Here is a 20296-nt window from a genome sequence, read left to right as displayed (position 1 = left end):
CAATTTCACTGCTTACGAAGTTAAGAGCGTTTTCCGCAGCCTGCCTATAGTAAAATCACCCATATTCACTGAATTAAGGATTGGGTATGAAAATTACCAAAATTGAAAAGATAACGCTGATTGCATTGACCATCGTGTTTTGGATTGCGCTGGCGTTGTACGCCGGTGCGCCGATTTTCTCGGATGAGTTCATGTATATCGATATCGGCTTGCGCAATTATAAGGAACCCAGCTATGGCAACCGTTATTTCCATATTTATTTGGAAAAACTGTTTATGAACCTGGCGGCCACCCCACTGCAAGGAGTGCGCATCTTTTGGGGCTTTATCATCGCGCTGACCCTCTGCATGGTCTACTATAACGCACGCACTTTCCTGAAGGGCAGCAACCCGCTGCACGGCCTGCTGGCGGTGGCCATCTTCCTGACCTTCCCGCTCATGACGGCGTATTCCGGCGAACCGGCGGTGGACCTGACTGCCATGTTGATGGTAACGGCTTATTTCACAGCGTATCTATATGGGCTGCGCACCCCGAGTAAACGGCCGTTGGTGCTGGGCATTTTGGGCATGCTGGCTTTTTTGGCATTCAAGACTAAAGAAACCACCGTGTTTGTCAACCTGATGCTGCTGGGCTATATGCTGGATGAAGACGATCACTGGCAGTGGCGTAATTTGACGGCGATGATTAAACCACTATTAATCGGCCTGGGGGTCGGCATCCTGATCTTCATGCTCATGGACGGTTTTATCCTGGGCGATCCGTTCTTTGCCATCCGCCCTTCCACATTCGGCGCTATCTTTACGCATTACGATTTCGGCAAGGTGTTTTTCGATCCGCCTTCCAGTTGGTACCGCGAGTACTTCCTCGACGAATTGTTATTACCCTTCCTGTTGTTTGTGATCGGCGGGCTGCGCCTGCAAAAAAAATTGGACATCCCCCGCAAGCTGGTGTGGATGTACCCGCTGCTGATGATCATCTTCGTCACCCTCAACATGCTCAAGATTCCCTGGGGTTTCATCGAACGCTTCTACTTCCCGGCCCTGCCCATGCTGGCCGCCCTGGCCCCGCAGTTCCTGCGCTTCAAGTGGCCGGAAAATAAACGTTCCTGGCTGATCTTCGCCGGGCTGCTGATCGCTGCGGGCGGGTTGATCGTCGGACTGCGCGCGCTGATGATCCCTTACGCCGCTTCCATGTCCTTCGATTACAGCGCGCTGCTGGACAGCCTCTACTACCCGGTGCTGATCTCGCTGCTGCTGGCTTACGTCATCTGGGTCAAGCGTATGCGTTGGTGGAACGTGGTGCTGCCGCTGTTCTGCATCGCGGCTATGCTGCTCTCTCCGCTGACCTACACTTATAAATACTTCTACCGCATTCAGCACAACAATGAACGCTATGAAGACTTGATGTATCCCTTCAATACCTACAAAGAGGAACTGGCGGACATACAGCCAGACGACCGTCTGTACGTCTCGCCGCGCATGGATGCTGATTACGGCTTCCTCAGCGAAGACCCCAATGATATCGTGGCTATGTATAATTTCTACTTCGATGCGCGCATCACCTCTGCTAACGTGTTCATGGGCTACACCCAGGAAGCGATGGTCAGACAATTGACGCTCAAGCATCAATCCCAGGCTGTCTTGACCTGGGCGGATTGGGAGTATATCCAGCAGGATGAAGCCGGTCTGGCGGCCGTGGAAGAGCAGTACACCACGCGGCCCGACCCGCAGCGCAGGTTGATGCTGCTGGAACATAAATAAAAAAATCCCGGAGAACCGGGATATGATATTTTAATAAAACTGGAGCGATCCCTTTGTCAGGGGTCGCTTTTATTAATGGATGTTTTCGGGCGCGAAGGTGGCGCTGGAAAGCCGGCTGACCAACTCCTGGCGCGTATCGCACCAGATTTGCTGCAGCGGGCAGCTTTCGCCGAAGGTGCAGTTTTCCGGACTGCCGGCGCATTCGTTCAGCATGACCGGCCCGTCAATGGCTTCAATCACGTCCAGCACTGAAATCTTCTCCGGCGGCCTAGCCAGCGAGACACCGCCGCGCGCGCCGCGCGAGGTTTGGATTAACCCGGCCAGCGAGAGCTGCGATACGATTTTCGCCAGGAAGGATGGCGGAATTTTCTGTTCCTCCGCAATGGCACTGGTGGAGGCTTTTTGGTCGTCGTCCAGGCGGGACAGAAAGATAACGGCTCGCAGGGCGTAATCGGCTTGGCGTGTGATTTGCATGATAAATATTCCTCTTCGGATAAAATACCTGAAAATTGTCCAGATTTAAGTGTATAAGAAAAAATCCTTTCTGGCAAGTGTATAATGGTGCCCATGGAAAACGCCGTTTTCAAATTCTACATACCCGTGGAAATCCGCTACAGCGACCTGGATCCGCAGTGGCACGTTAATAACACGCGCTACCTGGTCTTTATGGAGCAGGCCCGCCTGGAGTATTTGTGCCAACTGGGCCTTTTCGACGGGCAGTCCTTCCTGGATTTGAAGATGATCATTGCCGATGTGCACGTTTCTTACCTGGCCCCCATCACACTGGGGCAGAAAGTGCGCGTGGGCACGCGCGCCGCACGCATCGGCAATAAGAGCATCACTTTTGAGTACCGTCTCGAGGATACGGACAGCGGCGAATTGCTGGCTACCGGCGAAGTGGTGGGTGTCACCTACGATTACCGTTCCCACCAAACTATCCCGGTGCCGGCTGACTGGCGCCAAAAGATAGGTGCCTTCGAGGGCGTAGATTTAAGCGCCTGAAAAAATTACAAACGAATCCCTTTTCCCAAAAATATCCATATTTTTATAGAAAACTTGGGTTGTTAACGTTGCATATAATCAACCTGCGGGAGGATGCGACTGAGGATTAGTTTGGTAAAATCACAAGCGTAACAAGTTTTGTGTCTGTCTAAGACTGGAGGATTATTTTGTCTGGTTTGGAGAAATTCACCCAAAGTGCCCGCCGGGTTTTGAGCCTTGCTCACCTGGAAGCGGAGCGCCTGCAGCAGCCGATGATCGGTTCCGAGCATCTGCTCTTGGCGCTTATCCAGGAGGATACCGGTGTGGCTGGACGCGTTATGCGGGAACTGGGTGTGGAAATCGACCGCGCGCGAGAAATGGTGCTGCGCCTGGGCGGGATGGGCAGCGGTCGCGTGGACCGTATTGACCTGTCGGCGGACGCACAAAAAATTCTGGATCTGGCTGTTGATGAAGCCGACCAGATGGATAGTAAATATATATCAACCGAACACCTGCTGCTGGCTTTGGTCCAATCGGACCTGGGATTGGCTAAGGATGTGATCGCCAAATTGGGCATCACGCCCGCGCAAATTCGTCGCCAGGTCAAACGGGTGTTGAACGAGAATAAGAACGCCCTGACGAGCGCCAGTGTGCGTCCCGGCGCGCCGCAAAGAAGCGAAAAGAAAAGCGAAGGCAAGACGCCGCTGGTGGATCAGTTGGCGGTTGACCTGACCGGTTATGCCGAAGAAGGCAAGCTTGATCCGGTCATCGGCCGTGAAAAAGAAATCGAGCGCGTCATCCAGATTTTAGCGCGCCGCAACAAGAACAACCCGGCCCTGATTGGTGAACCGGGTGTGGGCAAGACCGCCATTGTGGAAGGCCTGGCCCAGCGCATCATTGAAGGCGACGTACCCACACCGCTGCTGGACAAACGGGTCCTGCGCCTGGATGTGGGTTCGCTGGTAGCCGGTACCATGTACCGCGGCCAGTTTGAAGAACGCTTGAAGCGTGTTATCGATGAACTCAAGGCTTCCGAAGCCATTCTGTTTATCGACGAAGTCCACATGCTGGTGGGCGCCGGCGCGGCCGGTTCCTCAGTGGACGCGGCCAATATCCTTAAACCCGCCCTTTCGCGCGGGGAATTGCAAGTGATCGGCGCGACCACGCTGGATGAATACCGCAAGAACATCGAAAGCGACGCGGCTCTGGAACGCCGTTTCCAACCTATCGTGGTGGAAGAACCTTCCAATGAAGAAGCGCTGGAGATCCTGCGCGGCGTGCGCAAGAATTACGAAGAGCATCACCGCCTGGTGATCTCGGATGAATCCCTGCAAGCCGCAGTGAATCTGTCTTCGCGCTACATCACCGACCGTTTTCTGCCGGACAAGGCCATTGACCTGATCGACGAGACTTCCTCGCGCGTGCGCATGTACAAAAGCGATACTGCCAAGGTCAGCAAGCAGTTGATGACTGAGCTGCGCGACGCACGGCGCGCTTTGAACGAAGCCGTTGAATCGAAGCAGGAAGACGAGCAGGAAGTGCTGCAGGCCAAGATCGAAGAGCTGCAGAAAAAAGTAAATGACATCCGCGAAGTATGGGACCGCGATACCAGCCCGATAGTGACGCCGGATGATATTGCCGAACTGGTTGCTATTCAGACCGGCGTACCGGTTATGCAGCTGGCTCAGGAAGAATCCGTGCGCTTGCTCAACATGGAAGATGAATTGCATAACAGCATCATCGGCCAGGAAGAAGCTATCCAGCGCATTGCCAAGGCTGTGCGGCGCGGCCGCGCGGGCCTGAAAGATCCCCATCGTCCCATCGGCTCCTTTATGTTCCTGGGACCGACCGGCGTAGGCAAGTCCGAATTAACCAAGTCGCTGGCGCGCTTCCTGTTTGGCAGCGAAGAGGCGTTGGTGCAGTTGGATATGTCCGAGTTCATGGAGCGCCATTCCGTCAGCCGTTTGGTGGGCGCGCCTCCCGGATACGTTGGCTACGAGGAAGCCGGTCAGTTGACCGAAGCTATCCGCCGCCGCCCGTATTCCATCGTGGTGTTCGATGAGGTTGAGAAGGCCCATCCGGAAGCGCACAACATGCTGCTGCAAATCATGGAAGAGGGTCACCTCTCCGATGCCAAAGGCCGCAAAGTGGACTTCCGCAACACCATTATTGTGATGACCTCCAATATCGGCGCGGATATGATCAAGCGTCAGGGCGGGCTGGGCTTCCAGCTGGACCGTGACGCCGCCGAGGATGAACAATTTAATTACGAAGACATGCGCAAGAAGTTGATGGAATCGCTCAAGAAGGCCTTCCGGCCGGAATTCATCAACCGTCTTGACAGCGTGATCGTGTTCCACGCGCTGAACAAGCAGCACATCCGCCAGATTGCTACCCTTGAGCTGAAAAAGGTAGCCGATCGCCTGAAAGAGCGTGAGATTACCCTGGCAGCCACCGAAGCCGCGTTGGATAAATTATCCGAGAAAGGTTACGATCCGGATATGGGCGCCCGCCCGCTGCGGCGTGTTATCCAGTTGGAAATCGAAGACCGGCTTTCGGATGATCTGCTGTCCGGAAAATTCAAGGACGGCGAAACCATTTGGGTGGATATAGACGAGGAAGGCAACTTCTATCTGACGGACCAGTTGGATGAGAAATCCAGCGCCCCCGAACCTATGGGCATGGGAATGTAATCCGTAAAACAAAGTAAAGCAGGCCGGCAGCAATGCCGGCCTGCTTGTTAAGATAAACATAACCTCGCACTCACAGAACGAGTGCTCGTCAGGATGACTCTAGAGGAGAATGTCATCTGTGTGTATCAACCATAATAAAGCTTTTGCTTTTATCTGTGTTCGTCTGTGGTTAATCTTCCCGGAATTGTCATCTTGAGGGAGCGTTTATCCTTTCGTTGTAGCCCACCCATTCACCTGCACCCTCTGGGTGTGTGAGGGAATTCGAAGAGGCTGCGGTCCACCGGAATAGCATATTGAATCTCTGGAACATACGTTATTGATATACCTCTATGTGAGAAAGATCATACATCGACAATATTGCCAGGACGATTCCACCCAGGCAGCCAATAAACATGGGCATCAGGTGTAGTATTCCATCTTTCACATCAACGATAGTAATTCCGGGCAATGTCCAGGGATAATAATATGAAATGTCCTGTCCAAAAATGAAAAGAGCACCAACCATCGCGAAAATTCCAACTCCTAATGCCATTGGGAAACTGCTGAAACGTATGCCAATCCACATATGCAGACTCACCAAAATCCAGCATGCCAGAAAAGAAATACCTGCCAGTTTGCAAAATTCCCACAATGGGAAAGCTGCACTGAACCCATAATCCGAATTGAATGCGTTCAGTAATTTTCCGCTCAGGAAAATCACAACAAAAATTTCAACAAGACAACCAAATAAAAGCCCTTGCACAACCAGCCATTTGGCAAGGTAGGTTGACCAACGCGGATTGGGTAGTGTATAGATTAATTTCCAGTTGTGCCGGTTGTGTTCAAACTGTGCCAATAATGCCGTCAGCAGAGGAATGAACAATGGGATAAATAGCAAATTCCAGTAAACCAGGCACATTTGACCTAACTGATCCCAGGGATTGAGCATTGTCCAATTCATAAAGTAATTTGCATCGCGTAGATACATGGATACAACGATGGCGCCGATTATTAAGGGGGCTATTGCACATAACAGAATTGCTAAAGTTCTGCGCATTTTCAATATTTCTGCAGATAAACAGTGCAAGATAGATTTCATTTTATTATTCTCCTGATTGATTCTCGCGGGACGTGACTTGCAAGAAAATACCTTCCAACGAAATTGATTCGTAACGCGTTTCAAAGATCGGGAATCCGGCTATGGACAGTTTCTTATTCATTTTTGCCGATTCATCTTCACTGCGAATGGGAATGTCGATATGGTGATTGTTCATCTGCAGGATGGGGTACCCCTGTCCTTTCAGCCAGATTGACACGTCCTCAGGACGATCTGTGCCAATACTCAAGCGGCGAGGATATTGAGCCCGCAATTCCGAAGGTGTTCCCTGGAAGATCAGCTTCCCTTTACGAATGATGCCAATCATCGTTGCCACCTGATCAATTTCTGAAAGAAGATGACTGGAGATGAACAGTGTTACTCCTTCTTCCTGCAAATGTTGAAAAAGTTCGCGCATCTCATGGATTCCGGCCGGATCGAGGCTGTTGATGGGTTCGTCCAGCACCAGAACTTCCGGTTGATTGAGCAGAGCAATTGCAAGGCCCAATCGCTGGCACATTCCCAAGGAGTATTGGCGTACTACTCTGTTTGCATCTTGTTCCAGGCCGACCAGATGCAAGACACGTGCAATATCATTCTTTTTGCCGCCTGAAAGCCGGCGAATTACCTCAAGATTTTCAAATCCCGTAAGATGAGGATAATAGGAAGGCATTTCAATAAGTGAACCCACTCGTTTCAGTAACCCAATCGGATCGTTTACGAGTGGTTGCCCGAACCAGGTAACTTGCCCGTTTGAAGGATGTACCAACCCCAGAAGCATGCGAATAGTGGTTGTTTTCCCCGCACCATTAGGTCCTAAGAAACCGTAAATTGAACCTTCTGGTACCGAAAGATCAAGATTGTCCACAGCCTTCAATTCGCCAAAGTTACGTGATAGGGAAAAAGTTTGCAAAATGTTTTTGTCCATTTGAGATCATCCTTTCTTGAGAAAACCCGGAACCCAATCCATCTGGACCGGCCGGCCGATCTTATATCGGAAATCACAACGCGGACCACCCCGCCCTAATGTGGTTGTCCGTACCAACCCTGAGTTGGCAGCTTTACTGATGGGAAAATCGAGCATGCACATATAGGGGATTAATTCTGCTGCCCCTTGAGATTGATAGAACTTGCAGATACCACATTCGGTGTAGTCGATTCCATAATCGAAATCGGCGCCATTACCATCGATGAAGTTGAACACCCAGTCACCCGTGTACATACGTTCTTGTGATCTCTCAGCTTCTTTTGAAATTATGGTTTTGGTCGTGTCGCTAACAGACATACTTGTCATCATTCCACCAAGCGGATTAGCACCATACTGCATTTCGGTAGCGCGGTATAGGACCTCACCTGTTTCTTCGAGTGTCTTCCCCTGTTCCAGCATGGTTTTATACAGGGCTAGTCCTGCAGCGCCCATGTATAGATTGGTCGTTAGATTGTTTGTATATCCCCCAATATAGGGTAGATCTGGAAGTAAATCCTCGAATTTTTGAGTGGTTCCCAATACAAGCGTATCTGCCATTTCTTTGCCATACATCGTGCTGCTGACTTTGCGGGTGTATCCGCACATGTCATCAATTTCCTTCATGATTTTGGTTTTGTTGGCAAGATAGAAATTCTGGCTGCCGGTATCATTTTGTCCATTCAGGGCGTTTCCTCTGCATGAGGGCAGAAGCGAAACACCCAATGCGCAAATGGAAAAACGGCCAATCCATCCAAGAAATGTCCTGCGATCAATTGATTCTTGTGTCATAGATTTTTTTCCTTTCTTTTTTCTTTGCCATGATTGCTGAAACGTGTCAAAATTCCACCTCCCTTTATCCTTAAAAGAGAAAGTCAGCAAATGGTTTATTGATAACGAAAGGAAATTCTAGTCAGAGGATGTAGCAGCTGCTTCGCGGTAAAGTCGCAGTTGTGTAGCAATTATGGAGATACAGGCAGCGTAATACGGAAGGTAGAGCCTTCCCCGGGAGTACTTACAACCTGGATTTGTCCCCCCATTCCCTCAACCAGTTCTTTTACGATAGATAATCCCAATCCAAACCCGCTGCCATCAAAATCCCCATAATCCTTTTTGGAAGATTTGGCTTGGTAATACTTTTCCCAAATGTGGGGTAAGTCAACAGGGTCAATCCCTTCTCCTGTGTCGGAAATTTCAAGCCAGATATCAGCAGGAGAATGGTCAGGAAAATGTTCCATGCTTATACTAACAACACCTCCAGGCGGAGTATGGCGTACTCCGTTTTGGATCAGATTGATCAAAACCTGTTCCAAGCGTTCAGGATCTGCCAGAGCATAAGGAAGGCTGTTTTGTTTGATTGCATTGACCTGAATACGTTTTAGATCCCATACAAGAGGGCCTAGGCGATAAACAATCGCACTGATCAATTTATCCACATCAACGGCTTCCAGATGAACATTTAAGTGATTCGCTTCCACCTGCGAAATTGTAAGCATATCGTTAAGGATGTGTTTCATCCGATTACTTTCATATTGGACTACCTGAAGTTTCTGGCTGACTTGTTGAGAAGTCAATTCCTGCCAATGTCCATGCAGTTCATCGATATAGCCGATGATAATTGCGACCGGGGTACGTAATTCGTGAGAGATACCGGCAGAAAGTTCACGCTGAGATTTGAGCAGAGAAGTCACTTTCTCTTTTTCTTTTTTTAAAGATTGATTCGAACTTTGCAGATCACTTGCCATGAGGTTGAAATTTTTCTGCAACAAAGCAATTTCATCATTACCCATTACCGGTATTCTAGTGTTCAGATTGCCATCCTGGAGTGCTACGGTTGCCTGAGATAGCATACCGATGCGATGGGTGATACGGCGGGCAACGATATAGGAAAATCCGATAGCAAAAGGAGAAATTAATATCAGACAGCTTATCATCACGCCCATTGATAAAATCAACATGGTCAGACTCCAGATGATTGTCCGGGAGACTATTGTCTCGGCTGTGAAGGCGGGTATATCAGTCGGTTTGTACCAGATAATGTATGCCGTCAACACAGCCAGAAATCCTACTGCAGCCGCAACAATAAAGATGGAATGTGTCAAACCCCAAATGAAGTGGTTTCTGCGAAGGTCATTCCATAACCAAAGTCCGTGTAGCACAACTCTGCTCAACAAAAAACCGGGGGCGCATGAAAAAATGATGAGAGCTGCAGATCCTTTGCCAAAATAGCTTTGATTTGCCAGATCTGGATGATTAGTGAGGTTAAGGATTACCATGGTTATTATTGCTAACCCAACCATCAATCCAGCCGAATTTACCAATTCGGATGGCCAGTTATTCCAAGGCTTGTTTGCCGGTCGAGGCAGGCATACTGCAGTTAAGCCGCCGCAAAGAAAGGTTGCGATGATAAAAAACCAGGTGATGACCAACGGGGGAGCATCAACTGCTAATGGCAGAACGAGCAGCCAGAAAATTGCGGCGATTCCCCAGCCGCAAGCCATAGCCCTGATTGTTTTTGCCTTAGAGTAAATTTTGTTTTTCATGAGTCTTCAAGTCTAGCTTGAAACGATAACCAACTTCGCGAACTGTTTCAATGAGTTCTCCACTACTTCCCAGTTTCTTCCGCAACCGCATGATTGTGTTATCGATTGAACGATCTCCTTCAAGATAGGCCTGATCCCATATGGTCTCTTGCAGGTAACGGCGGTTGAAAACCCGGCCGGGATTTTTCATCAATAATTCCAATAAGTCGAATTCGAGACGGGTTAGTTCAAGATTATTACCGTTGCATTCACAGGTGCGATTGGATGGCGATAAGGTTATTCCCTCCAACGACAATATATTATTTGCCGAAGACCTATCTTCCAAAATGACCTGTTTATCCCGGGCTGCCCGCCGCAGCAGGGCATGAATTCGTGCTATCAGCTCGGGCATATCAAATGGTTTGATCAGGTAATCATCAGCACCAAGCTCCAATCCGGCAATACGATCGGCCAAATCGCCTCGGGCCGTCAACATCAATACCGGTATGTTTGAGTCAGCTCTCACCTGATGCAGTACATCCAACCCGTTTATGCCTGGCAGCATCCAGTCTAGTATGATCAAATCTGTACAATTCTTTTTAAGGATTTCAAATGCCTTTTCCCCCTCTTGGATGAAAAGGACGGTATGACCGCTGCGCTCAAGTTCGAGGATGATAATTTCTGCCAGATCGATTGAGTCTTCTATCAAAAGAATGTGTGCCATAAAGCCCAACTCACTTTTTAATATGGTTGATAAATTATTATAACAAGGGGATATCATCCTCTATTCCTTAATAGTACTGACCGGATTTGTGCGGCCGCTGCGTTTGACCAGGATAACCTGCTTATAAATGCACAATGAATTAGAATTACTCTCAACAACTATGAGCAAAATTCACAGCCAATACGTATGTCAGGAATGCGGGCGCATTTCCGCCCGCCAATTGGGGCGCTGCCCCACCTGCGGTGCATGGGATTCGATGATCGAGGAAGTGGTCGCAGAACCGGCCGCCGGCGGGAAGAAGGGCACACCCGCATCAACCGTCGTTTCCAAAGTGCAGAATCTGAATGAAGTGGAAAGCGGCGGCGAGGAACGCTGGCCGCTGAACATGCGCGAATTCGCGCGTGTGCTGGGCGGCGGCATGGTGCCGGGTTCCATTGTCCTTTTGGGCGGCGATCCGGGTATCGGCAAGTCCACCCTCATGCTGCAGGTGGCGGCTGAACTGGCGCAGGACAGCCGCGTGCTGTATGCCTCCGGCGAAGAGTCTGCCCGCCAAATCAAAATGCGCGCCCAACGTTTGGGCAGCGAAGGCGAACCTTTTCCCCCGCACCTTTACCTGGTGACTGAAACCAACCTGGATGCCATCCTGGCGCATGTCGAGCAGGTTAAACCGGCTCTGCTGATTGTTGATTCCATCCAAACCGTTTATCTGGAAGGGCTGTCTTCCAGCGCCGGTTCGGTTTCCCAGGTACGCGAATGCGCCTCGCGCCTGCGTGAGCTGGCCAAATCCAGCGGCATGGCGATTTTCCTGATTGGGCACGTCACCAAGGAAGGCGTTATCGCCGGTCCGCGCGTGCTGGAGCACATCGTCGATACTGTGCTGCAATTAGAGGGCGACCGCTTCCAATCCTATCGCCTGCTGCGTTCCATGAAGAACCGCTTCGGCCCGACTTCCGAGGTGGGCGTATTTGAAATGCGCGAGCAGGGTATGGCCGAGGTCAGCAATCCTTCCGAAGCTTTCCTGGCCGAGCGCATGGTGGATGCACCCGGTTCGGCTATCGCGGTCACTATGGAGGGTACACGCCCCATTCTAGTGGAGCTACAGGGGCTGACCAGCCCGACTTCCTTCGGCAACCCGCGCCGCACACCCAATGGCCTGGATTTCAACCGCCTGATGCTGGTGGCGGCTGTGCTCACCCGCCGGGTGGGCGTAAACCTGTCCAACCAGGATATTTTCCTGAATGTAGTGGGCGGCTTGACCATTGAAGAACCGGCGGCCGATCTGGCTGCCGCGGCGGCCATTGCTTCATCACAGCGCGACCAGCCCGTGCGCGCCGATCTGGTGTTGATTGGTGAGGTGGGCCTTTCCGGCGAACTGCGCTGGGTCAGCCACATGGAAATTCGCCTGCGCGAAGCAGCCAAGCTGGGTTTCAAAGCTGCTGTCATTCCGCGGCGCTTGCGCGCCAGCCTGGATTTGCCGGATGGCTTTGAAATAATGGAAGCCCGTTCGCTGTCGCAAGCGATTAAAATAGCTTTGGTATCATGAAGAGAGAATCGAGGTAGATTATGCCGATAACAGACCAAATATTGAATCAGAGTATCCCCATGCATGTGCGCAGCAATCACGCTTTGGAACACGCCACCCTGCATGTTCTGCAGGAGAGCGGTGTAAATGTGCCCATGGGAGGCATTTCGGACGCGGGCGGTTTTTGGATTTACGGTGAAGTGGATACTGAAACCATTCTGGAAGCGGCTCGTGAAGCGCTGAGGCGTTTGGGTGAAGGGGAATCCGATCTGGCCGTGCATCCCAATTGCGGCACCAACATTGCTGTGGGCGCGGTTTCGGCCGGCGCGCTGGCCTGGCTGGCCATGCGCGGTACCCAGGGCAGTGCTGGGCGTCGTCTGCGCCGCATGCCTATGGCGGTATTGATGGGTATGCTGGGCTACCGCCTCGCGCAGCCGTTGGGGCCCAAGGTCCAGGAGCAAATTACCACCAACGCGGATGTGACCGGCCTGCATATCGTGGATGTTATCCGCCATGATCTGATGGGCTACAGCGTGCATCGCGTCAGCACCCGCATGAGCGCCTGAGAAGATGCGCGCGGAAGCAGCAGCACAAATACCCATTGTTGATATTTACGTCCTGCAGGGGGACGACGACTTGGCCGTTCAGGACGATCTGAAAGCTTTATATGCACGGCTGCGCGCGGAGGGCAATGTCGAACTGGACATTGCTTCCTTGGATGGCAACAGCTGCGACCAGGCAGCTTTCACGCAGTCCTTGAATTCATTATCCCTGTTCAGCCCCCAGCGGGTGGTGGTACTGTCCGATGCGCTGGAAATGCTCAAGAAAAAAGAGGACGGAGAATGGCTGGGCGCTTTATTAAAGAACCTGCCGCAGAATACCCACCTGGCCCTGCTGCTGCCGGACAGCCAGCGTTATTTCAAAGGCGAAATGGTCTGGCAGAAGGTTAAATCCAATCACTGGATTCATAAATGCCTGAAGGAAAGCGAACGCACGCAGGTTTGGCGGGAACATCCCCTGCCCAGCCAGCGCGAGATGCCCGCCTGGATCATGAACGAAGTCCAAAGTCAGGGCGGCAATTTCGAGGGGCAGGCGGCGGCCGAACTGGCCAACCTGGTGGGTAACAACCTTTTCCAGGCGCGTCAGGAAATCACCAAGGCAATCAGCTACGTGGGTGCGGATGGCATCGTAACGCGCGACGACGTGCGCCTGCTGTGCAGCCAGTCGCGCGAAGAGGATATCTTCGAGATGATGGACGCGGTCGGCGGCCGCAATGCCAAACATGCTTTGAGCCTGCTGCAGCGCTTGCTGGAAGACTTGCCGGCCCAATATATTTACACCATGCTGGCCCGTCAGGTGCGCTTGCTAATCATGGCGCGCGAGGTGATGGAAGCCGGCGGCGGGCAAAACGAAATGGTTGCCCAGACCGGGTTGAATCCTTTTGTGGCCAAGAAAGCCCTGGCGCAGTGCCGCCATTTCAGCATGGAAGAGTTGGAAGACATCTACCGCCAACTGGATCGCATGGACGAGGAAGCCAAAACAGGCGTCAGTTCGTTGGACGTCGTCATGGAGACTTTGGTGGCGGATATCAGCCGCTGAACAATTTCCCTTTTTCTTTGTGGATAAAACCTGTTATGTCATTGCGAGGTTGACAAAGCCAACCGAAGCAATCTCAGTTCGTTGCTTAAGAGGAATTGAACGTCCTCCCCTTTGAAGGGGAGGACCAGAGGTGAGTATGGATTGTTTATCTAGCCGAATACTTTCTTAACAACAAAAAATTGGAATTGTCATCCTGAGGGAGCGCTTGACCTGCGCGCTTGCCCAGAGCGAAGCGTGGGGCAGCGTAGGGAGGCGACCGATCGCGGAGCATCCTCTCGGAGGAAGGGTCTCGGCCTAAATACCAATTTCTCACTGAAAACTTGGCTGTCCTTGCTAATAAGGAGCTGAGATTGCTTCGTTGCGTTTCCTGCTTCGCATGGAACACTCCTCGCAATGACAATTCAGGCATTCGCTTGCCCTCTATGAAATGTTGTTATCTTTGGATATTAACCAAAATGTTATCTGTTTTTATCCGTGTTTATCTGTGGTTAAAAAAGGTCACACATACTTGTGTGACCTGCAAGAGAAGTTTTTATCTGTGTTCATCAACTATAAAATTGTTTTGTTTTTATCCGTGTTTATCTGTGGTTAAAAAAGGTCACACACCCCCCGTTGGAGGCAGGCGAATGTGTGACCTACAAAAGAAATTGTTATCTGTGGATATCAGCCAAAAAGCTTATTTGCTTTTATCTGTGTTTATCTGTGGTTAGTTTTTCGATTTCCCCAGCACCTTGTCCTTCATCTCGCCCCACTTGAGCGCATCCGAAATGCCCTGCTCGATGGACAGCTCCGCCTGCCAGCCCAACAGGCGCTTGGCCGTGTCGGCATTGCAGAATGAACCGGCCACGTCGCCGGGCCGCGCGGGGCCGTCGGCCTGGTTTAGCGGCTGCCCGGTCACTTTCTCGAAGGCTGTCACCAGCTCGCGTACGGTCACACCGTTGCCGGTGCCCAAATTGATCACCAGATAGCCGTCTTCAGGCTCTCCCGCGCGTTCAAAGGCTGTCTCGAAACCTTCCACAGCCTTCACGTGCGCGCGTGCCAGGTCCCAAACATGGATGTAGTCGCGGATGCCCGTGCCGTCGCGTGTGGGATAATCCGTGCCGGTGATAGTGAAACGCTCCAGCTTACCCAGCTGCACGTCCACCATACGACCTAAAATGTGCGTGGGGCTGTCCACGTGCAGGCCGGTGCGCATCTTGGGGTCGGCACCGATCGGGTTAAAGTAACGCAGGGCGATACCGCGCATACCGTAAGCCGCGCAGAAATCGCGCAGGATCATTTCCATAATGAACTTGGTGCGCGCGTAAGGACTGCTGGGCTTGAGCGGCGCGTCCTCGGTCACCATGAAGCCCGGCACCACATCGTAAATGGAAGCGGAGGAGCTGAACACCAGGCGCTTGGCGCCCAGCTCGTTCAGCGTATGGAACAACTCAAGCGACTTGCCCACGTTCTCGCGGTAGTATTCGTAAGGCTGCTCGGTCGACTCCGGCACTACGATCAGCGCCGCGCAGTGGATGGTGGCGTAAATATCGGGATGTTCGCTGAAAACCTGCTTGACCAGATTACCGTCGGCAATGTCGCCCTGGTAGAAAATGCGTCCCTTGGTGAATTCCTTCTTGCCGGTGACCAGCGAATCCAGGATGACGGGAGTATGTCCCGCTTCTTCCAATGCGGAGGCGATGGTGGAACCGATATAGCCTGCGCCGCCTGTAACCAGAATTTTCATCTTAGCTCCTTCGACTTACGGAAATATTTATGGGAAACTAGCTGTTCAATAAACCGGTGCCGTTGGCGTCGAACTCGGCCACGGCTTGCTCGCAAAGCGGGTGCTCCGGCATCTGTGCCAGCACAGCGAACGGGGCGGACAGAATGGGCACGCCTGCCATGCGCGCCTCGACTATTTCCTGAGGCGATTTCAAGCTGGCGGCGGTCACCTGTGTGTCCGTGCCGTCCAGCACGCGCACCAGATCTTCGGCCAGGTGCTCTCCCTGTCCGTCCGGCAGCAGGCGCTTGGCGCGGTTGTGATAGTACAACGCATAGCGCGCTCCAGCCGCGGCGGCCAGCATGGCCTGCGCGGGGGTGAAAATGGTAGTGACGGCCACGGAATACTTTTGAGAAAGGCGGGCGGCAGCTTGAAAACCCAGGCTGGTGGCCGGGATTTTCAAGACCAACTGTTCGCCCAAAATATCATAAGCTTGAGCAGCTTCGGTTTGCATGGCTTGCAGGTCTTTGCCGGTTAACTGGTAGAAAATTTGGCCGGTCAGTATCTTGCCCAATTCCCGCAGGGTTTCAGCGGGGGGCAGGCTGCTTTTTGCCAACAGGGTTGGGTTGGTGGTGGCGCTATTAACCCAGCCCCAGGCAGCTGCCTGGCGAGCTTCTTCAATGATGGCGGAATCGAGTAATATTTGCATAATATTTTCCTTTTACCGCCATCCATTATAACGTCAACAGAAGGTGATTATTCCAGGATCAGGCGTGTGCGCTTGAAGCGCGCCAGCGCGGCCAGGATGAATAGCGTGTCCAGCCCCAGCAGGGCAATTCCTAAAATCCAAAAGACAAGTTGCAGGTTGATGGTTTCAAGCGAAGCCAGCATGGGAGCTAGGCTGCCTTTCGGCAATAGCTGGACCAGGATCACCGGCAGCATCACCAGGGCCAGCATGCTTAGGCTCAGGCGCTGGTAGGCGATGCGGGCGGTGGGCGCGCGCAGCGAGACGAACACGCCGATGGTGCTGATGAACACGCACAGCAGCAGGCTCAACCCGGCGCAGGCGATGAAGAAACCCAGCGGATAGAACTGCAGCGGGCCGCCCCAGTTGGCAATGTTGATGGTGATAGCGCCCACCAGCAGGCTGACCATGAACAAACCCCAGCCGTACAGCACCGCGGCGCTGATCTTTCCCAGCAGGATGGCCTGATCCTTGACCCGGCTGGCCAACAGGGTTTCCAGCGTGTGGCGTTCACGCTCTCCCGCGATGGAATCGGTCACCAGGCTGGTGACCATGAAGATCGGCATCCAAGCCCAGTTCAATACCGAAATGGGGCTGGTAAACCAGGTGTCCTGGCTGAACAGCGGGAAATACACGCCGATCAGGCCTACAACGACCAAAATGGAAATCAGCCCGCCGCGTTTGTTGCCGCGGCTGAACAGTACTTCCTTGATATCCTTTTTACTGATGGTCCACATATCCCTAAGCATTTTCTTCCTCCATGAGTTTCAGGAACGATTCTTCCAGATCGGCCTGGCGGCGGCGCACTTCGTCCACCGCGGCTCCGTTCATGACCAGGGTCTTGATAACCTCGGCCGGTTCAGTTTTCCCTTCCAGTTCAATAACCAGATGATCATCCACTGCTTCAACCTGCTGCACGTGCGGAAGTCCGCGCAATTTTTCCAGGATGGCTGAGGCAGTCAGGTTCTGGCCGAAGATATCCACGACGGCATTGCCTGTGGATTGGGTCAGGGTATGCGGCCCGCCAAAGGCGATCAACTGGCCTTTGCGCAGCACGCCCACCAGGTTGCAGACTTTCTCCGCTTCGCTCAGGTTGTGCGTGGTCAGAAAGATGGTGGCTTGTTCATCCTTCACTAATTTGAGCAGGTCGTTATTCAAGGCAGCCGCGGCCACCGGGTCGAGCCCGGCGGTGGGTTCGTCCAGAAAGACCAGCTTGGGTTGGTGCAGCATGGCGCGCGCCACGGCCAGCTTTTGCTTCATACCGCGGCTCCAGTTGCCGACAAGCTCCTTCCGGCGGTCCCAAAGGTCCAGTTTTCCAAGCAGTTCCTGCATGCGCGCCTGCAGCTCGCGCTGGGGCATGTGCCAAATCTGTCCGTAAAAATTCAGATTGTCCTCTGCGCTCAGGCGTTCATATAAACCGGTGTGCTCCAGCAGCGCGCCGCACTGCTCGCGTACCGCGTCGCCCTGGCTGATCGGGTCAAGCCCGAATACGCTCACGCTGCCGGCGTCTGGCTGCAGCAGTCCCAGCATCAGGCGGATGGTGGTGGTCTTGCCGGAGCCGTTCGGCCCCAGCAGCCCAAACACGCTGCCTGCCGGAATCTGCATGCTGACGTTCTGCAGGGCGCGCAGCGCGCCGAAATTCTTACCCAGTTGTTTGCATTCAATAGTGTTGTTGTTCATGTTTCCTCAAAAGTTGTTTAAAAAGTCCTTCAGTTGTTTGCGGTAATCGTCGAAAGCCCGGCGGCCCTGCTCGGTCATGCGGCACAAGGTCTGCGGCAGCTTACCGACGTAGCCTTTCTCGATCTCAATGTAACCGGCCGCTTCCAATTTGCTCAGGTGCGTGGAGAGGTTGCCCTTGGTCAGGCCCGTCTCGCGCAGCAGAAACAGGAAATCCGCTTCCTTGACCGCGTACAGCACCGACAGGATGGCCAGGCGCGCCGGCTCGTGGATCAGGCGGTCGAGGGAGGCGATTTCGTTGGTCTCGTTCATCCCTCACCTGTTTCTGTAGGAGGTTGGGTGCTGCCGAAGTACTGCCGCAAGGCCGCCAACCCGCTGGCGATCCAGATCAACCCCTGCCCGATGAAGAATGTCAGGAAGTATTTTATTTCCGACATTTTTACCAGGCTCAACCCAATCCCCAGGACGATGGTCGCGGCGGCGATCCAGTAAAACCGCTTCAGCCCGATGGAGTAACCGATGTAGATGTAGGAGCTGGCGATCATGAAAGTCACGACAATTTGCTGGTAGATAATCGGCAGGCTGCCGGACAACAGGGAGGTCAGCGCGCCCACCAACAAACCCAGAGTGCCGGCCAACAGCACGCGCTTCCAGCGCCGGCTGCCCGTCTTACCCTGGTAGGCAACGTAGCCGGTGCGCGGGTAGGTGTATCTTTCCTTCAATTTGACCACCACACGGCTCAAAACGCGGCTGCCCAATACAATCACGGCCGGCAGTCCCACCACGATCAGCAGGATTTGCAGAACCTGCTGTTGGACCAGACTGGACAGGTAGTTAAACAGGATGATCATGATCAGCAGCAGGCCGACTCCGATCTCGGAAAAGCCATCCACGTACCAATAGCGTTTGGTGCGTTTGATAGTTTCATTAATTTCTTTGTTTTGGTCGTTCATTTCAGTCTCTTTCTATATAAGGTTTGTAACGCAAACCGGTTTGTATTATATGACTTGTGCGGCTTTTGTCAAGAGTTCTGGCGACATAACCGGGAATGTGATACAAATTCAAGAGAATTCGCGAACGAGAAATTTATTGATAAAAATGTGTAGGAAAAGGTAGAAATGTTGGTTGTAAGTGCGAGCGTGAACATCCCCGAAACGGAAATTGAAGAGAGCTTCGTGCGCTCATCCGGCCCGGGCGGCCAGAACGTCAACAAGGTCGCCACGGCCGTGCAGCTGCGCTTTGATGTGGCCAACTCCCCCAGCCTGAGCGACGAGGTCAAGCAGCGCCTGACGCGCCTGGCCGGCAGCCGCATGACCGAAGAGGGCGAGCTGGTGATCGAGGCGCGCCGCTATCGTTCGCAGGAGAAGAACCGCGAGGACGCGCGCGAACGCCTGGTTTTGCTGATCCGCCATTCGTTGCATAAACCCACCCCGCGCAAAGCCACCCGCCCCGGCCGGGCCGCGCGCCAGCGCCGCCTGGATTCCAAAAAGAAACGCGGCGAGCTGAAACGCACCCGCCGCGTGAATTCCCATTGGGATGAATAATGAAATTTATATAGGGAAATAGACAATTAATGTCTATTTCCCTATATAAAAGCTAAAACTTGGCTTTATTCTCCAATTAAATCCTTGTATTCCGCCATATCGCGCAGCGCATCGAGGTCGCTGTCCTGTTTGGCCCACTCCACCAGGTCGGACTTGATCTCGAAGGCTTCTTTCACTTTCGCGATGGCTTCCTGCTTGTAGCCGTTCAGCGAGTAGAAACAGCCCAGGTTGTAGACCGCGTTGGCTTCCCAACCGGGAAAGCCCAGCAGCGACTTGGTGATGCTTTCCTGCAGCGCCCGCGCGCGCTCGATCTGGCCGTGCTTGATGTAATAATCGCTGATGTGCGCGGCGGTATGGTAGCCGTAGGTGCCCAGGGCGCGGTCCAGCAGCGAATGGCCTTCCAGAAACTCAAATTTCTGCGAATCCTGTATGTCTTCCGGGGAAACCTCCGCCACAATTTGGCGGAACTGGCTGTAAGCGGCGCTTTCATCAGCCAGCGCTTCATCGAAGGGCTGCTCCAGGTGTTCGTACAGCACGCCGTCGTTGACCTGATCCAGATAGTCGCCCGATTTGGGGATGGGCTGTCCGGCAAAGCCTTGTTCCAGTTGGCGGTTGAAGTGGTGGTTCCAAAAAGCCAAATGCACCAGCATATCCTTGGCCGACCAGCCTTGCAGCGAACCGCGCCGGGCTTTCTCTTCAGGGGTCAATGATTGCACTAAATCGTCAAGTTCCTCGCGGATTGATTCCAGCAAATCAAACATTTCGGTCGTAAAATTCATTGGCTCCTC

General features: G+C 52.7%; 20 protein-coding genes. 7 read left to right on the top strand and 13 right to left on the bottom strand.

Features of this window, described 5'->3' with window-relative positions; translation table 11 throughout:
* The first annotated feature begins 86 nt into the window (after positions 1 to 86).
* On the top strand, positions 87 to 1760 hold the full coding sequence (locus Pelsub_RS01515) for a glycosyltransferase family 39 protein (protein WP_116225314.1): 1674 nt from the start codon (positions 87 to 89) through the stop codon (positions 1758 to 1760).
* A gap of 72 nt (positions 1761 to 1832) precedes the next feature.
* Here Pelsub_RS01515 and Pelsub_RS01510 read toward each other — a convergent pair whose 3' ends face one another.
* Positions 1833 to 2234, bottom strand: coding sequence for an RrF2 family transcriptional regulator (locus Pelsub_RS01510; protein WP_116225313.1), 402 nt, complete (start codon positions 2232 to 2234; stop codon positions 1833 to 1835).
* Positions 2235 to 2327: 93 nt separating this feature from the next.
* Here Pelsub_RS01510 and Pelsub_RS01505 point away from each other — a divergent pair, with 93 nt between their 5' ends.
* Entirely contained in the window at positions 2328 to 2762 is a 435-nt protein-coding gene (locus Pelsub_RS01505; protein WP_158674925.1) for an acyl-CoA thioesterase, read from the top strand.
* A gap of 167 nt (positions 2763 to 2929) precedes the next feature.
* Complete coding sequence (locus Pelsub_RS01500; RefSeq protein ID WP_116225311.1) at positions 2930 to 5434, top strand: ATP-dependent Clp protease ATP-binding subunit; 2505 nt, start codon at positions 2930 to 2932, stop codon at positions 5432 to 5434.
* Positions 5435 to 5747: 313 nt separating this feature from the next.
* Here Pelsub_RS01500 and Pelsub_RS01495 read toward each other — a convergent pair whose 3' ends face one another.
* From Pelsub_RS01495 to Pelsub_RS01475, 5 genes are all read right to left on the bottom strand, one after another.
* Positions 5748 to 6512 carry an ABC transporter permease gene (locus tag Pelsub_RS01495; protein WP_116225310.1) on the bottom strand — a complete coding sequence of 255 codons (765 nt, stop codon included), beginning with the start codon at positions 6510 to 6512 and terminating at the stop codon, positions 5748 to 5750.
* A gap of 4 nt (positions 6513 to 6516) precedes the next feature.
* On the bottom strand, positions 6517 to 7437 hold the full coding sequence (locus Pelsub_RS01490) for an ABC transporter ATP-binding protein (RefSeq protein ID WP_116225309.1): 921 nt from the start codon (positions 7435 to 7437) through the stop codon (positions 6517 to 6519).
* 6 nt (positions 7438 to 7443) lie between these two features.
* Positions 7444 to 8265 (bottom strand): L-2-amino-thiazoline-4-carboxylic acid hydrolase, encoded by an 822-nt coding sequence (locus Pelsub_RS01485; protein ID WP_116225308.1) that lies wholly within the window; start codon positions 8263 to 8265, stop codon positions 7444 to 7446.
* 170 nt (positions 8266 to 8435) lie between these two features.
* Positions 8436 to 10016, bottom strand: coding sequence for a sensor histidine kinase (locus Pelsub_RS01480; RefSeq protein ID WP_116225307.1), 1581 nt, complete (start codon positions 10014 to 10016; stop codon positions 8436 to 8438).
* Positions 9994 to 10719, bottom strand: a complete 726-nt coding sequence (locus Pelsub_RS01475; RefSeq protein ID WP_116225437.1) for a response regulator transcription factor — start codon at positions 10717 to 10719, stop codon at positions 9994 to 9996. The genes Pelsub_RS01480 and Pelsub_RS01475 overlap by 23 nt, the downstream gene beginning before the upstream one ends.
* A gap of 160 nt (positions 10720 to 10879) precedes the next feature.
* On the opposite strand from Pelsub_RS01475, the gene radA reads away from it, so the two are divergent.
* The 3 genes from radA to holA are packed head-to-tail and all read left to right on the top strand — an operon-like array spanning position 10880 to position 13840.
* Positions 10880 to 12262 carry a DNA repair protein RadA gene (radA, locus tag Pelsub_RS01470; protein ID WP_116225436.1) on the top strand — a complete coding sequence of 461 codons (1383 nt, stop codon included), beginning with the start codon at positions 10880 to 10882 and terminating at the stop codon, positions 12260 to 12262.
* Positions 12263 to 12282: 20 nt separating this feature from the next.
* Positions 12283 to 12807 (top strand): DUF6391 domain-containing protein, encoded by a 525-nt coding sequence (locus Pelsub_RS01465; protein WP_116225306.1) that lies wholly within the window; start codon positions 12283 to 12285, stop codon positions 12805 to 12807.
* 4 nt (positions 12808 to 12811) lie between these two features.
* Positions 12812 to 13840: a DNA polymerase III subunit delta gene (holA, locus tag Pelsub_RS01460; protein WP_116225305.1), complete on the top strand. Its 1029-nt coding sequence runs from the start codon at positions 12812 to 12814 to the stop codon at positions 13838 to 13840.
* 706 nt (positions 13841 to 14546) lie between these two features.
* On the opposite strand, the gene galE is transcribed toward holA, so the two are convergent.
* The 6 genes from galE to Pelsub_RS01430 are packed head-to-tail and all read right to left on the bottom strand — an operon-like array spanning position 14547 to position 18917.
* Complete coding sequence (galE, locus tag Pelsub_RS01455; protein WP_116225304.1) at positions 14547 to 15566, bottom strand: UDP-glucose 4-epimerase GalE; 1020 nt, start codon at positions 15564 to 15566, stop codon at positions 14547 to 14549.
* A 37-nt stretch (positions 15567 to 15603) separates the two neighbouring features.
* Positions 15604 to 16251 (bottom strand): transaldolase family protein, encoded by a 648-nt coding sequence (locus Pelsub_RS01450; protein ID WP_116225303.1) that lies wholly within the window; start codon positions 16249 to 16251, stop codon positions 15604 to 15606.
* A 47-nt stretch (positions 16252 to 16298) separates the two neighbouring features.
* Positions 16299 to 17036: an ABC transporter permease subunit gene (locus tag Pelsub_RS01445; protein WP_116225302.1), complete on the bottom strand. Its 738-nt coding sequence runs from the start codon at positions 17034 to 17036 to the stop codon at positions 16299 to 16301.
* A complete protein-coding gene (locus Pelsub_RS01440; protein WP_116225301.1) occupies positions 17029 to 17967 on the bottom strand; it encodes an ABC transporter ATP-binding protein in 939 nt (312 codons plus the stop codon). Before Pelsub_RS01440 ends, Pelsub_RS01445 begins: the two co-directional genes overlap by 8 nt.
* A gap of 6 nt (positions 17968 to 17973) precedes the next feature.
* On the bottom strand, positions 17974 to 18276 hold the full coding sequence (locus tag Pelsub_RS01435) for a winged helix-turn-helix domain-containing protein (RefSeq protein ID WP_116225300.1): 303 nt from the start codon (positions 18274 to 18276) through the stop codon (positions 17974 to 17976).
* Positions 18273 to 18917, bottom strand: a complete 645-nt coding sequence (locus Pelsub_RS01430; RefSeq protein ID WP_116225299.1) for a hypothetical protein — start codon at positions 18915 to 18917, stop codon at positions 18273 to 18275. Before Pelsub_RS01430 ends, Pelsub_RS01435 begins: the two co-directional genes overlap by 4 nt.
* A 165-nt stretch (positions 18918 to 19082) precedes the next feature.
* On the opposite strand from Pelsub_RS01430, the gene arfB reads away from it, so the two are divergent.
* Positions 19083 to 19508 carry an alternative ribosome rescue aminoacyl-tRNA hydrolase ArfB gene (arfB, locus tag Pelsub_RS01425; RefSeq protein WP_116225298.1) on the top strand — a complete coding sequence of 142 codons (426 nt, stop codon included), beginning with the start codon at positions 19083 to 19085 and terminating at the stop codon, positions 19506 to 19508.
* 65 nt (positions 19509 to 19573) lie between these two features.
* On the opposite strand, the gene Pelsub_RS01420 is transcribed toward arfB, so the two are convergent.
* Positions 19574 to 20287 carry a maleylpyruvate isomerase N-terminal domain-containing protein gene (locus tag Pelsub_RS01420; protein ID WP_116225297.1) on the bottom strand — a complete coding sequence of 238 codons (714 nt, stop codon included), beginning with the start codon at positions 20285 to 20287 and terminating at the stop codon, positions 19574 to 19576.
* Positions 20288 to 20296 lie beyond the last annotated feature (9 nt).

The organism is Pelolinea submarina (assembly GCF_003966975.1).
Taxonomy (GTDB): Bacteria; Chloroflexota; Anaerolineae; order Anaerolineales; family Anaerolineaceae; genus Pelolinea; species Pelolinea submarina.
This window is presented reverse-complemented; position numbering and strand designations above follow the sequence as displayed.